Source organism: Luteibacter sp. KNZ12-1A (genome assembly GCF_056755675.1).
This window is the reverse complement of record NZ_JBPGXU010000043.1, coordinates 16,156-31,111: the sequence shown is the minus strand read 5'-3', so window position 1 is coordinate 31,111 and position 14,956 is coordinate 16,156. Positions and strand designations below refer to the sequence as shown.

General features: G+C 64.9%; 4 protein-coding genes. All 4 read right to left on the bottom strand.

The genetic code is table 11. The features are described from left to right. The coding region (locus ACR9ZJ_RS10725) for a substrate-binding domain-containing protein (RefSeq protein ID WP_481287746.1) at positions 1–792 on the bottom strand (792 nt) is incomplete at its 3' end. Positions 793–932: 140 nt separating this feature from the next. Continuing rightward, on the bottom strand, positions 933–2,213 hold the full coding sequence (locus ACR9ZJ_RS10720) for a substrate-binding domain-containing protein (RefSeq protein ID WP_481287745.1): 1,281 nt from the start codon (positions 2,211–2,213) through the stop codon (positions 933–935). Positions 2,214–2,481: 268 nt separating this feature from the next. Beyond that, positions 2,482–14,556, bottom strand: coding sequence for a filamentous haemagglutinin family protein (locus ACR9ZJ_RS10715; RefSeq protein ID WP_481287744.1), 12,075 nt, complete (start codon positions 14,554–14,556; stop codon positions 2,482–2,484). Beyond that, the gene (locus ACR9ZJ_RS10710) at positions 14,553–14,930 is read right to left on the bottom strand and encodes a hypothetical protein (protein WP_481280602.1); all 378 of its coding nucleotides are present in this window, start codon (positions 14,928–14,930) and stop codon (positions 14,553–14,555) included. Before ACR9ZJ_RS10710 ends, ACR9ZJ_RS10715 begins: the two co-directional genes overlap by 4 nt. Positions 14,931–14,956 lie beyond the last annotated feature (26 nt).

The window sequence follows — 14,956 nt, the reverse complement described above, 5'->3', positions numbered from 1 at the left end:
GTACTGGCTGATCGCCGTGGCGAACGACTGGTCGACGATGAAGTGCTGCGAGGCCGTGCCGGCGCAGGCGGCGGCCATGTGGTTGGCCAGCGAGAAGCTGGTACCGCTACCGTCGGAACGGAACGCGACCTTGATCGTCGACGTGTCGCTCGCGTTGCCCGTCAGCGCCGACCACTGCGTGATCGAACCGTTGAACACGCCGCAGACCTGCGCGGAGGTCAGGTTCAGCGGGGTCGACAGGCTGTCCTTGCGATAGATCACCGCGATCGAACCAGCCACCGCCGGGAACTGCACCGGCTGACCATTGGCCGCTACCTTGCCGCCGGTCAAGAATCCACTGTAATCAGCAACCGACATTGGTGCATCGCTGCCCGCGAAGTGCGGATTCACCAGGATGCTGGACGGCGCACCGAAGCCGATGGTCGTACCGTCGCAAGCACCGATGGCCGTGAGGTGGTTCGTACCGTCGGAGTTGTCGAAGATCTTCTTGCCGTTACCGCTGCCGGTCTGGCAGTAGGACACCTTGTTTCCGGTACGAGCGGCCCAGGCGCCAAACAGCGAGGTGCTGCTGACAGCGGCGACGCCCGAGGTCGGGAACGCGGTATTGGCCGACTGCTTGAGAGCGGGATTGAGGAAATTGAAGCCGACGTATGCGCCGGCCGGTAGCGTCGCTCCCCCACCGAACACATCCGTGCTCATCGCCGCGCCAGCGGCCGAAAGGCCGAGGACCAGCATGACGGCGGCCATCACAACTTTCGTGCGAGCGCCTCCCGTGGCAATGCGCTTGAACATCGTATACCCCTGGTTGGTGAACCTTGCTGTGGCGGGCATAGCGCTGGTGAGCGCTAGGTTCTTTCAGACACCCCATCGAGAAAGGAAGGGGTCCTAAGACCCCTTCCCTGTTTCATCCTTGAAAGACCGCCGGTGCCTGATCAGATGTTGACGCAGGAATCGACCTTGGCCTGGGTCAGCGCGGTCGACGACAGGAACGCATAGCCCGTGTTCGCGCCGATGGTGGTCACGCCGTCCGTGGTGTGATCGGCGTACGCCGAACCGACGAGGCCGCGCACGGCGCCGACGTCGGTCGAGGTATTGCCCTTGTTGTTCGCGATCAGGTACGACACGGCCATGATCGGGTAGCGCGAGGTGATGTTGGCGTAGCCGGCCGGGTCGACCAGGAGCATGCAACCGGTCTGGCCGAACGGGGTGAGCGCAGCCGTCACTGGACGACCGGTGGTGGCGTTCACGCCGCTGAGGACGCGATCGGAGCTGACCAGCACGGCCAGCGACGCCGGGAAGTCGGCATACGGGTCCTTGCCGCCGACCGTGGCGTACTTGACGTGCGGCACGGTGGAAGCGGCCGCCTTCAGGTTGGCCGATTCGGCGTAGCCGATCGTGCCATCGGCACTTTCGACGGCGGCGACGACGGCCGGGTTGCCGCTGGCGCCCACCCAACCCGACGGGATGGTCGGCTTGTACTGGCTGATCGCCGTGGCGAACGACTGGTCGACGATGAAGTGCTGCGAGGCCGTGCCGGCGCAGGCGGCGGCCATGTGGTTGGCCAGCGAGAAGCTGGTACCGCTACCGTCGGAACGGAACGCGACCTTGATCGTCGACGTGTCGCTCGCGTTGCCCGTCAGCGCCGACCACTGCGTGATCGAACCGTTGAACACGCCGCAGACCTGCGCGGAGGTCAGGTTCAGCGGGGTCGACAGGCTGTCCTTGCGATAGATCACCGCGATCGAACCAGCCACCGCCGGGAACTGCACCGGCTCGCCATACTGCGTCTTCTTGCCGCCGGTGACGTCGAACCAGTTGTACTCGGTGGCGGACATCGGAGCATCGCTGCCCGCGAAGTGCGGATTCACCAGGATGCTGGACGGCGCACCGAAGCCGATGGTCGTACCGTCGCACGCACCGATGGCCGTGAGGTGGTTCGTACCGTCGGAGTTGTCGAAGATCTTCTTGCCGTTACCGCTGCCGGTCTGGCAGTACGACACCTTGTTTCCGGTACGGGCGGCCCAGGCGCCAAACAGCGAGGTGCTGCTGACAGCGGCGACGCCCGAGGTCGGGAACGCGGTATTGGCCGACTGCTTGAGAGCGGGATTGAGGAAATTGAAGCCGACGTAACCACCGGCCGGCAGTGTCGCGCCGCCGCCGAAGGTGTCCGTGCTCATCGCCGTGCCAGCGGCCGAAAGGCCGAGGACCAGCATGACGGCGCCCGTAACAAGCTTGGTGCGGGTGTTCCCCTTAGCATTACGCTTGAACATGGTATTACCCCTAGTCGATGAACCTCCATGTGGAGGCATATCGATTATTGGGTGGGGAGTTGTCCCTGTAATGACGTGGCGATGTCGCGATACATGCCAACACGATGACAGCGTTAACGCCTGCATCAACGTTTGAATGATGACACGTGAGATGACAATGACAGCGAAGATGGCGCGTGGGTGACGATGGTCATTCCCACGCGCACATCATTCATCGCAAGCGGCTGCGTTCGCTATCGGTGAGACCATCTCCGGCACCTTTGCGCACGACCTGCACGGGGCTGTCGGGGTCGTACCCGTTACCGCCGACAGGCGACACGCTTGCACCGCTGTTTGCACCGATCACCTGCACGGAAATGATCGAAGGCAGGCGGTCACGCGAATCGGCCTGTTGCTGGCGTGCCACGTCCTCGGCCGCCTTCGTCGCCGCACTGGCCGCCGAACTGGCGGCGTTCAACGCGCCGACGTTGACACTCTGAACGACGGGCAAACCGACCGAATCGCCCTTCACCTGTACGTTATCGGCATTGGCCACGTGTGCCGCGGCGATCACGAGATTGCCCGATACACGGATACCCGCATCACCGGCATCCACCGTGCCGCGTGGTGCCATCAGGTAAACCGAACCCTCGGGCGCATCCGGAACGGTTTGCAGCGTCGCGATGCCAGCACCGGCCACCTGGCCGGACGGGTCCTGCAGGCACCACGCGTCCACCGTGCAGAGGTAACGGACCGGAGGAATTTCGCTGTTGGTCTTGGCACCCTTGCCCGCGTTGATATCGCCGTTCGAACTCCACATCACCACGTCGCCACCCTGCTCGGTGAAAATACGGCTCTGAGCTAGGAGCGTGCTGCGATCGGTGAAGATCGAGATGTCGCCTTGCTGCAGGGTCAGGATGCCTTGCGTATTGGGACCCGCCAGCACCTTGCCGTTCGGGTCCACCACGACCGGTGGCGCCGAAGCGCTTCCGAGCAGCGCCTGGCCACCGGGAGCCACGATCGATATATCGCCACCACGTTGTGTCTGGATCGTGCTTCCGCGGATATCGAGGTCACCGGTGGAAATCGTGTTCGACGCGCCGTTCGTCCCGCCTTCCGTGCCATTGGCCGTATATCCCAACGAGGCCGGGAACAACGTGTTGAGCGCGTCGTAACCACGCGAATACATGCCGGCGAACGAGCTACCCTCGTCGCCGTAGTCCTTGCCGACTTGCTTAAGGATACGGAAGAGTGTCTGCTGGACGAAGATGGCTTTCGCCTCGTCAGGCAACTGCTGGAATCGCTGCCATGCCTGGTCGACGGTGTAGCCACCGGAGGTCGGAAGACCCGCGTCGTAGCCTTCCACGAAGGAAATCAAGGACCTCGATTCGTCATCCAAACCGCCGGGTTTCTTCGCGGATGGGTCGACGTAGCGGGCAATGAACGCGGCTTGATCCGTGCCATTCGCTACGCCATACGAGACCACGATCGAGGCACCATCACGTGTGAGGTTAGGATTGTAGATATTCCCCACGGCGTCAATGCCGGTGACGTTGCTAGACGATCCCGGCAGCTGCAATCGATTGATGTAGCGGTCTTGCACAAAGCTCGGCAGACCGAAAAATTCGGTCTGCGACGCGAGTCGACCGATATCGCGGCCAGCTTTCACGTAGAGGTAACCGGGCCCGGCGAGAACCAGAACGGGAAATACCCTCGCCGGAGAAAGGCTGACATCGACATCCGCCGTCGTCAGCGGTGTGTCGTAGATATCTCGTCCTGCTGCGATGGTGGAAATGTCGGAAGCTTGCAACTGCTGACCCATGTATGCGAGATCGACGATATCGCGTCCGGCCTGAACTCGGGTTTCCTTTGACGTCGTAAGAAGCATGCCGGCAAAACCACCTCCCGATCCGTTGACGATGTCGCCCTCCAATGCATACATCCGAACCGGCTGCGTGTCGTCGGCGTGCCAGGGTTGCGCGGCATGGATGTAGCTCTGGGTTTCCGGTGAACTCAGCAATTGGACGCCAAGATACCCGTTCGTCCGAACCTGCGCTGCCGCCGACGTGCTTGAATCTACGAGCGACGCCAGGTTCAGAGGCGATGCCATGGACGACAGAGGAGCGTCGATGAGGCCCCAGGAGTAACGCCATCCAAGCCCCGTAACGGGAAGGTCCACACGTATCGAATCTTTTGCGAGGAGACCGAGATTGCCATCCGTGGAAGGGAAAAGCTCACCGGATGCCTTGAGGTCAAGGCTGCCGTTCGCTGCGATCAGATTTACCGTCGCGGGCAGGATGTCACCTGCCGTATCGGCGGTCGAGCTGTTGAGGCTACTGATGCCGGCAATCATCAACTGCAAAGGTGCCGTGAGATCGCCATAGGTGAGGTCGCCGCCATAGGCACTGACGTCGATCCTGGACGAACCCGAATACGACTGGCCGTCCGCATGATGCGCGGACGCAAGTTCGTTCACAGCCGCCGAGTCGAGCCAGGAGGGATTGAAGATGCCGCCCAGGCTGACCGACCCGCCTGCCTGCACGTCCCATTGGCTGTCCTGCAAGGCAATGAGCGTGGACACGGGCATGGTGCCGCGGCTGCCATCCGGAGCCGTGTAGTTCATTGAAAAATCGGCACCGATACGGCCGTCGGCCTGGATGCTGCCCTGCCCCTTCGCGACGAAATAACTGCCGCTGAGGATGTCGCCACCCGCGCGCACGGCAAGATCGCCGCCGCCATGGGTTTGCAGCGAGCGGCTGCCGTCGCCGGCTGTCGCGATCGTCCAGGTCGTGGGCAAGGACACCGAAAGCTGGCGGATGTCACCACCAGCCGACACGTCGACATCACCGCCCGCACTCATGACCCCTTGGTCGAACGCACCGAAGTTGATCGACGATCGCGTCTCGGAGTTCGTCGTCTGCATCCACGGCCACCAGTACTGCGCGGTGGATGCACCCGCGGTCCCAGTCAGCGACCCGTCGGCGTCGACGGTGTCCTGTAAACCGATGATGTCACCACCCGCATGCAGTCCGATGCGACCCGCGTTGACCGGGTTGACCGCGCCGGAAAGCACGAGTTCGGGCGTCGCCGAGTCGATGAGGTTGCCGTTGGTCGAGGGCCTGAGGATGGATGCGCCCGTGTCGGTCTGGGTGCCATCGGCCGCCTCGCCCGCGGTGTACACGGCGGCTGGGGCTTTCGTATCGTCCCACCGCACATCGCCCGCCGCGACGATATCGATATCGCCCGTACCGGTGCGGACCAGCGTCGGTGCGGCGAGAACCCTGCCGGTGATGGGGTCGTGATACTCCGTGTGGCCGCCGAGGTGAAGGTTCGCGACAGCACCCGCCATCGTCGCCAGCGGGTCCGACGATCCGAGGTCCGCACCCGCGACGAAACGATACGAACTGCTCGATCCGCCGGTGAGGCTCGCACTCAGCAACGGTAGCGGGTTCGTGCCGACGGCATGTGGCGAGGGGCTGTTGTCCACCGGCGCGCTTGTGTCGATCACGTCGAGCGTCGTCGGGGGAGCGACCAACCCCTGGAAATTGTCGGGCACCGCCAGCGTACCCATGAAATCCGATCCGGTGACGGGATCGATGGCCTTCATGAGATATCCCTGGTACGCCTGTAGATAACCCACGTAACTATTGAGGTTTGTAGGCAGAGCAGGTGGTGTTGGTGCATTATCCACGTGCACCTGATTGGGCAAACCGAGGCCAACAAGTATCACGTCCGCCGGATGATACGGATCGAAGCCGGGAATCGCAGAGGACAGGTAGGTCGCATATGCCACGTACTGCCCGTAGTACTCGGCGATTGCCACCGGATCGCCCGAGGTGAGCTCCACGGGAGGCGTCGCCAGGGGACTTCCATCAGCGGCGTTGGGCGTCGCTTCGATGCCGTTGCCGAGGTCGAGTACCGTGGTCCACGCCGCACTTGCCGCCGCCCAATCCGCCTTGTCAGGCGTGGCACCGGCGCCGCCGCCGGCATTGCCGTCCTGGAAGAACCCATCGGTGACACTGGCGTAGACATTCACATCGCCTGCCGCGCGCAAGCTCAAAACCGGCGCCTGCCCCTGATAACGATAGACGAGGTCGAGATTGCCATTGGCGTCACGCTTGCCCGCGCCCAGGTTCCACGGCGTGAGCACGTCGATGGTTCCCGCGCTTCCGTTGTCGTCACCGGCACGCAATTCGATACCTGGCCTGACATGCAACCCAGGAGCGGCGGATAGGCGCGATTCGAAGGTAAAGCCAGGAGACTGGACGAAACCCATGAGCGTGCCCGCGCCCTGCGCCTCGTCACCGCCGGCGTAGCCGTAGAACGTGGCGTGATCCGTGTTGATCGCGACGGGCGTGAAGGTATAACGCGAGAGGAAATCCATGACCTGGGCGAAGTCGGCCGGATCGGGACCCGTCACCGCTCCGCCGTTGCCGTCCGTGAAGACGCCGTCTACCAGTACCGCCTTTCCCGTGGTCGGGTCAGCGCGGAACCAGCCCGATGGATCGACCAGGCCATCGAAATGCTTCGTGGGGTCGGTGACCACATCGCGAGTATCCCAGGTGGCGTAGACCTCCACCGTCGTATCGCGCGTATGGGCGAAGCTTGCACTTCCAGCGATATCGATCGGCGTATCGCCGTTGGACAGGAGCGGTGCCCGCAGATAGAGGCGGCCATTCGCCGTGTCGCCACCTTGCTCGATGCGCGCGCCGGCGCCGATACGGATATGTCCGGCATCGGCGGCGTCGACATTCTGGTAGCCATACTGGCCATTCAGCGATCCGTTGCCCGTACCGGAGGTTCCTATCTGGATATCGCCACCGTGCCGTCCTTCCGCCGAGGCGTGGGTGTCGAGGACACCGTCGATATCCACGCCACGTGCACCGAAGAGATCGATGGACCCACCGAACGTACCCGATGCATCGATGGTTCCACCGATACCGATGCTGCCGCCGTCGGCCGTGAGGTCGACGAGATGGACACGAAGTGTCTGTCCCGCGGAAAGCGAAAGATCGCCCTCGCGTGTGCGCACCGATACGCCGCCGTCCACGCCGCCCGCGGCCATCGCCCCGGCCAGCGAACCCAGGTCGAACGCACCGGCGGAATCGATGGACAACGTGGCGCCCAGGTATCCGGAAGCCGCCGCCCCACTCAGGTTGCCCGAGAGATCGACCACCCCGGATTCCGCGCGAAGGTCGAGCCTGCCTCCATTGCCGCCCTTGGTGCCGCCACGCAGGTCGATGTCCGCGCCCGTGTCCATCCGGATATCGCCCTGGTCCGCGCGGATCGCGAGCGAACCTCCCGGCACGTTCACCGTCGTGTCGTTGAATGGCAACGACAGGCCGGAGAGGTCGATGACCGCTCCGTCATCCACGTGGATATCGCCGGTGGTGGCGTGGAGGCTGAGCTTCCCGCCACGTGCCGACACACGCGTGCCCACGTCGATCGCCGCCGCCTCGATCTCCAGCCTGCCCGCCGCCGCATCGGCGCCACCGACGTCACCCTGTACGGGTCCCGTCAGCTGGAATGCTCCTTGACCCGTCCAATGTGCATCGGCACCGTTGTCCACCGACACCAGCGGGGTGACGGCGGCGAAGTTGGCCGCGCCCATGTTCAGGCTGCCCGTGCCCGAGGCGAACATGCCACGGCTGGCACGAACGTCGACACCGGCCAATCCACCGAACGTGAGATCACCGTTACCTGTATGAAGATCGCCTGCGTCGATGCGCAGGTGGCCACTGCCCGCCCCGACGGTTCCCGGGGCCACGCCCGTATCGTTTTCCAGCACGACGCTGTCGGCACCGAGGACAGCCTGTCCGCCGTCACTGGCGATTTCCGGCGTACTCAGGGTCAATGCGTGCGAAACGCCGAGGGCGACATCGCCGACGAGATCGATACCCGATCGGCCACGCAGCACCGTCATCTCGGTACCGGCGAGCTGGGCCAGGATATGCGGGCCGATGAGAAGACGGCCGGCCTGGTCCTGCATGGATGGATCACGACCCGAAAGTGCGATACGCCCGGCCGTCACGTCGATGGACGGTGAAGCCAGGGTCGCCTGGTCCGCGATCGACGTGAGACCGGTCGCATCCATGCTGATCGACTGTCCCGATACCAGGGACGCGCCGTCGCCTATCGTCAGGTTGCCAGCCGGCGCACCTGCCGCGCCGTCGAGCCCGGTGACGTTGCGCCGGACGATCGGGGCGGCATCCGTTCCGGACACGCGCACCAACGCGCCGTCGCCGCTCGTCGCCGTGGAACCGCTCGTCGCCAGGTTACCGATCAGGAGGGCAGGAGACGGCGCGTCCGTCGATGCGTTGGCCCGAAGCGAGCTTCCCGCGTCGAGCGTCACGTTGTCCTTCGCGGCGAGAATGACCTCCGAACCCTGCAACGCGTGTGCCACATCGTTGGAAAGAAGCACGTCGTTTGCGATGACGGCCACCCGGTCGCCATCGGATTCGCGGCTGCGCTTGCCGCCGATCAGCAGGCTACCCGCTCCCAGCTGCGACAAGTCCCCTGCATCGACATGCAGATAACCGTCGCGGGCCACGCCCGTGCCGCCGAGAACCTGGATGGCATTTCCTGCGATATCCACCTGGGAGCCGCGTCCGCCCGTCGCGGGAGCCGCGTCCAGCGTCGCACCCAGGGTCAGCGACGATGTCGCCGCCAGTGTCAGGCGCCCCGCATCCGCGCCGAGTTGCGGCGCGACGTCGCCAGCACGTGCCGCGGCATCGGCGAAGAACGTGTCCGCCGACGTCAGCGAGTATTCCGAGTACTGGCCCCAGACCTTCGCGGACTGCACCAGGAAGCTGCTCGAACGCGCGTCGCGCGCGCCGGTGAGCGTATCGGTGAAATAGCCCGACGCGACCACGGTGCCATCGGGCGCCGTCGCCACGCGTCCGACGACGGGATCGGACACGCTCGTGTTCTGCACGACGCGGAACGCGCCGGGCAAGGTCGCATAACGGGCCGGAAGCAAGGTGTAGACGCCGTCCGGCAGGCCGGGCACACCGGAAAGGTAGACGCCCTGCCCCACGGCCGGACCCACGCCCGTGCCATTCTCGAGCGCGAGGTCACGCGCTGACAACGGTGCGTGATAGCCGGGAACGATGGCGTAGACGGCACGGCCGTCGCCGTACAACGGAACCTGGGTGCCCTGCGTGGACTGACTGAAATCCGTCTGGTACTGAGAAAGCACGTCGCGCGAGCCACCGGTACCCGGCACCCACTCGCTGGCCTGCACATAGCCGCCACCGGACAGGTCCACGCGCGCTCCACCGTCCACCGCCACGTTGTCGCCTGCGATGGAGATGGATTTCTCCGGCGGCGCGGTGATCAACCGGTCCGCGAGCGCGTTGGGAACGTCGTAATGCCAGTCCTTGCCATCGACCGTGCTGCCATACGGCACGACGGCGCCATCGAGCGACACCGACGTCACGCTGCCCGGGGCGAGGTGAACCTGCCCGGTCACGCCGAGCGGGACCGACGCGTCGAGTCCGAGCGCGGCGATCGTCGCGGCGGGATCGTCCGTGCCCAACGCCAGCGATCCGGAGGGGACCCACAGCGTTCCCTGCTGTTCGATGGTGTCGGCACCCACCGCAAGCACGCCGCCTGCGGAAAGCGGCGTCGTGTCGTCGCGCTGGGATGCCTGATGGAAGGTGATGGTCGTCTTCGCGGACGGGTTGGTCGCATCGACGAGGAAATGGTAATCGGTGGCGGGATAGACACGCGTGCCGGTGAAGTCGAGGTCACCCGTGCTGTAGAGCCAGCCTGCTTCGGTACCCGAGAGCGGATTGATGAAACGAACGTCACCGCTGGAGTTGAACGACGCGTTGCCCATACCGGAAAGCGAGATGCGCCCGCCGATATCGATGAAGTCCGCGTTGACCGTCAACCTTCCATCGCCGGTGGCCGCGCCCGGCCGGTCGACCGTCTCCGCGCCGAGAAGCGACACGTAAGGCGCCGAGAAGGTCACGTCGCCGCCGTCACCGACGACCGTGACGGCGGAAGGTACGGCCCGTGCGTCCGCCCCGGCGGTCGTCAACGTGCTCGCCAGCACCTGGATGCTACGGGCCGTCCGAAGGGCGACATCGCCCGCGAAAACCACGCTGGCCGGCTTCACCGTCGTGTCGTGGTCGACGAACGAACGGCCGATCAGCACATCGTCGAGCCCGGCACCTTCGAGCCTGTCGATGGCGAAACGCAGGTTGCCGTCGTCTGGCGAACCTGGATCTTTCAGGGCCAGGGGGTCGGCGTCGACGGGAGCGAACCAGCCGCTTTGCTGGATGAACAGAGGTACGTTCTGCCCCGGTGCGAACTCCGCCGGATAGCGTGCGGCGAGGCTGAACCGTCCGCCTCGTGCCGCGTCCGCACCACCGTGTCCGTCGATCGAAGCGTCGAAGAAAAGGCCTCTCGCCGCTTCGAGATTGAACGACCCACCGTCGCTCCATACCGGCGTAGCCTGATATACCGTCGACACCACGCCATTGCGCCGTCCATCGGAGGGAAGGTCGAAGGTGTCGCTGGCACCGGAAAAATCGACGGCCGCACCGCGCTCCGCGACGACATAGGCGTCGGATTGAACTTCGATATCGCCGCCGCCAAGCACGACGCCGGTTCGCTGCACCGCTGGCGTGGCTCCCTGCCCAGGCAGCGCCGGCGCGGTCGGGTCCAGCAGCGACACGCCGCTCGCATCGATGACGCTACCGGCGCCGAGCCACACGCCACGTCCTTCCGACAGCACGTGCGCCCCGCTGCCTAGATTGTGCAGCCGGATGTCGCCGCCCCTGGCAGCCAGCGTACCGTCGACGACCACCTTGCCGACGCCGCTTAGTGCGATGGTATCGCCGGCACCGACGTCGACTCGTGCGCCATCTCCGATGATGACGGAGCCGGTATAGGCCGCGTACTTCCTGTCGCTACCGGGGGCCGGTGCCTGCCACATCTGGTAGAGGCCCGCCTGAAAGGAAATGCCGTCGCCAGCCTGCCGATGCAGGTAGTTATCATAAGCACCGACCTCGCCGATGCCGACGATCCCATCGCCTCCCGATGGCAGCAGCGATGTCCGGCTGCCGAGTGTGAGAAGCGCGGAGCGGTCGGCCACCATGTAGGTAGGCCGAACCTCGAGGGCGGTGCCCGGCGCGACGACGACATCCGTGTCGGCAACGAGGTTGTAGCCCGAGAAACCCTGTCCACGGAAGAACGACGGGTCGAGGTACATCGTCCACGCCCCATCGTCGTCCTGCGATGTTCCACCCACCTGGATTCGGGGTGCATGCAAAGTGAGCGTCCCGCCGCCGGAGAATCCGCCGCCAACGAGGGTTCCGTCCAGCGAGATGGCGCCGCCCAGCAGATCGGCGGGGGTCGCGGTGAATGCGTACTTGTTCATGCCGTCATCGGTATGCGTCGCCACCGTGACGTCACCGCCCCGGCCGGCCGGCAGGTCGCCGTCCACGGCAAGGCGCCCGTCGACACCGACATACCCGCCGCCCGAGACGTCGATGACGCTGCCGCGTTCCACCGTGATGTCGGGCGTGATATCCGTGGACGGCTCGCCGCCCTTCCAGGCCGACAACGTCACCGAGCCGCCGTCGATGAACGCACGGCCCTCGATCCCATCGGCAGGGCGCCCCGTATCGTTCACCCAGAGCCCGCTCGTGTCCAGGCGCCCTCCACTTCCCACGTTGATGAAGGTGGGAAGATTGTCGGCCTTGATTCCCGCCTGTCCACGCGACCCGAGTGTGATGCTGCCACCGTGCGTGACGATGGCCCCCTCTATATCGACGCTCGTCCCGGCGATGTCGACCTCGCCACCATCGGCGAGATGCAGGGTGGAGCCTTCCTTCAACAGCACCGCACCCGGTGTACTCAGCTTGAGCCGGCGGAAGCCCGCGTTGTCGATCATCGCGGTCGAAAGCCGGAGCCAGTAGGACGGATTGTCCGGGTCGGTCGGATCGCCGTTTCGTGCGGGAAGCGTACTGTCTTCGTCGAAGTCGGGAACGAAGGCCTGGATCGGCTGGCTTCGGTCTTCGATCAGGTAGTTGACCGCTACCGACTGGCCGATGTTGACGCTGTCGCCCACCGAGGCGAGGTCGCGCGAACGGATGTCGAGCGTACCCGCCAGCGGCTGGGAACCGTTGGCGACCTGCTCACGGCCGGCATAGGCGTGCGCACTGACATCGCCATCGATGATGAACTGGTAAGCCTGACTGTTATCCGTGCTTAGTCCAAAGGAAAGCGTGCCGGCGTCTCCGCCCTTGATGAAGCCGGGGTCCCAGCGCTTCGTGTTCGCCAGCAGCGGGCTGGACACGAAGGATTCGGTCACTCCCCAACGAGCGTGCTCGCTGTCGAAGACGCCTGCGAACCCCGCGTATTGAACGTCGGGATCGGCGGCGGCGATGTCGTAGATGAGACCGTTGGCACCCTGCAGGCGAGGTGTCTGGACGTAGCCCGGCAGGTAGTTGATGAAACCGCCTTCCAGCCGAAGCTGGGCGCCCGTGCGAATGACGGCATTGTTCTGGAAAGCTATCGTGCCCGCATTGATCATCAACTGCTGGATGTCACGTGGCACGTTGCTGACGTAGCCAGCCACGTTGAGTACCGGGCTTCCCACCCAGTCCAGCCCGTCCGCGCGCGTGCCGCCGCGCGACGTATCGACCGCCACGTTCTTTGCCGTGTAGAGGAAGCTGTTCTTGAGCAGGGGAGAGTTGGCCAGTTCGTTCAGGCCGATACGTGGAATGGTCACCAGCAACGCGGACATCGGCAGGGTGACATTGGCAAGCCCGGAGACGTCGATGGTCGCGCCATCGTCGATATAGGCATCCCGTGAGAACGTCACGTGGCCTGCCGGCACCTCCATCAATGCGCCGCTCTGCATGACGGCATCGAGCCCGACGTCCACCCTGCTGGTCACGAAGGCCGCGTCGGCCGATGGTGACGAGGTCGTGGTTTCTCCGTCTTTCTCGGGAAGGACCGTGGTGACCGAGCGGCCACCAAAGACGATGGGTTTCGCGGCACCGGTCACGAGGCTGAAGGAAATGCTTCCCGGATGGCTGAGGCTGGTGGAACTCACCACCACGCCCGCCTGCTCCATCGCATCGCCGATCCATTGGATGCTCCCGCGACGGGCCTGGACAAGGCCTGTATTGATCACCTCCATGTGCGGATCGAACAGCGACGTGGAAGACGTTTCGCTTGCCCCCACCGCCAGCGCACCCGTCGAGTTCGACTTTGCGACGAGACCCGGTGCCGCGGCGAGGATCACCTGCCCGTCGTCCGCGGTTATCCGGCCATCCTGCTGGACGCCGGTGGCGGCGACGATGACGAAGCCGTCCTTCGCCGCGTCGATGGACGCACCCTTCTCGACCGTGACTACGCCACGGTGGTCTTCGCCGTGGCCTTCCACTGCCCCACTCACCAGAAAGCCCTTGACCCCTCCGTCGGGGCCGAGGATGTTCTCGTTGTCCTGCGTAGCTCCGATACCGTTCTTCAGGAAGAACGCATTGCTCTTCGTCACGTCGGTACTGAACAGATCCAACGAACTTACGATCAACGAATGCGTATCCACCTGCGCACCGCCGCCGAAGATCATGCCGTTGCGGTTGAGCAGGTAAACCGTACCCTCCGCCTTGATCTGCCCGAGGATCTCACTCGGCTTCCCCGACGGGTCGTTGACACGGTTCAGCGCGATCCACTGGTTGCTGCCATCCGTCCGCGTACCGGCCGTCTGGTCGAAATGCACGGTCGTATGGCGGCCGACGTTGAACGTCTCCCAGGTCATGATGGCCTTGGGCGCGTTCTGCTTGATCTGTACCGTGGTCTGCCCGCTCGCGACGGACTGTGTCGGCGCGTTGGCGTTCTGCCACAGCGAAGGGTCCGTACCGGCGTGGCTGTCGACCTGCAGGCCACCCTTGCCCAGGCCATCGGGCACGTTGGAGGCCAGCGCCTGGGCGGCGGCCTGGGCGCTCTTCTGCGCGCTCATCTGCGCGGCCACGGCCTGCGCGGCGGCATCGAGGTTGGCGATCGACTGCTGCACGCGTTGCTGCAGCATCACGTTGCCGGGCGTGAAGACGTTACCCCCGTTACCCGCCGCGCCGCCGCCCTGCGAAGGCGTGGCCGGCTGCGTGGCACCCGGCTGCTTGGTGGCGAACCACCCCGGGCTGAACGCCGGCGGTGTCGCCGCATGCGCGGCGCCACCGAACAACGCCAGCGCGATGAACTGGCACATCGCGCGGCGACGCAAGGCCGGGCGTGGCTTGACCGCGTTCGGGTAACGCGTGTCGCTGGGGGTCTTCGTACGAACGATCATGAGAAATCACCGGTCATCGTCGCCACTTCATCATTGAGTTCAGGCAGCGCGGCGAGCTCTTTCAGCTCCTCGACGCTGAGTTCGCGCAGCACCGACCGGATCGCCAGGCGGCGTCCGTCGTGCAGCCACGCGTTGAGCACGCTGGCGATCGCACGGATCGTCGGCAGCGCGGTATCGTCCAGTTGGGGCTTGCGGTGACGCAGTCGGTCTTCCACCGCGTAACGCACCCGCGACCCGAGGAAGGCCGAGGATTCACGCAGGAGCTTTTCCAGCGCCTCCCGAGAGCAGCGATCCATCAGCACATCCGCCGCCCTGCCTTGCCGGGCCGCGTACAGCTGCCGCAGCATTTCAGCGAGCGCGTGCATGCAGCTCATGCCACAGGTCCGTGCGTCCACCTCGG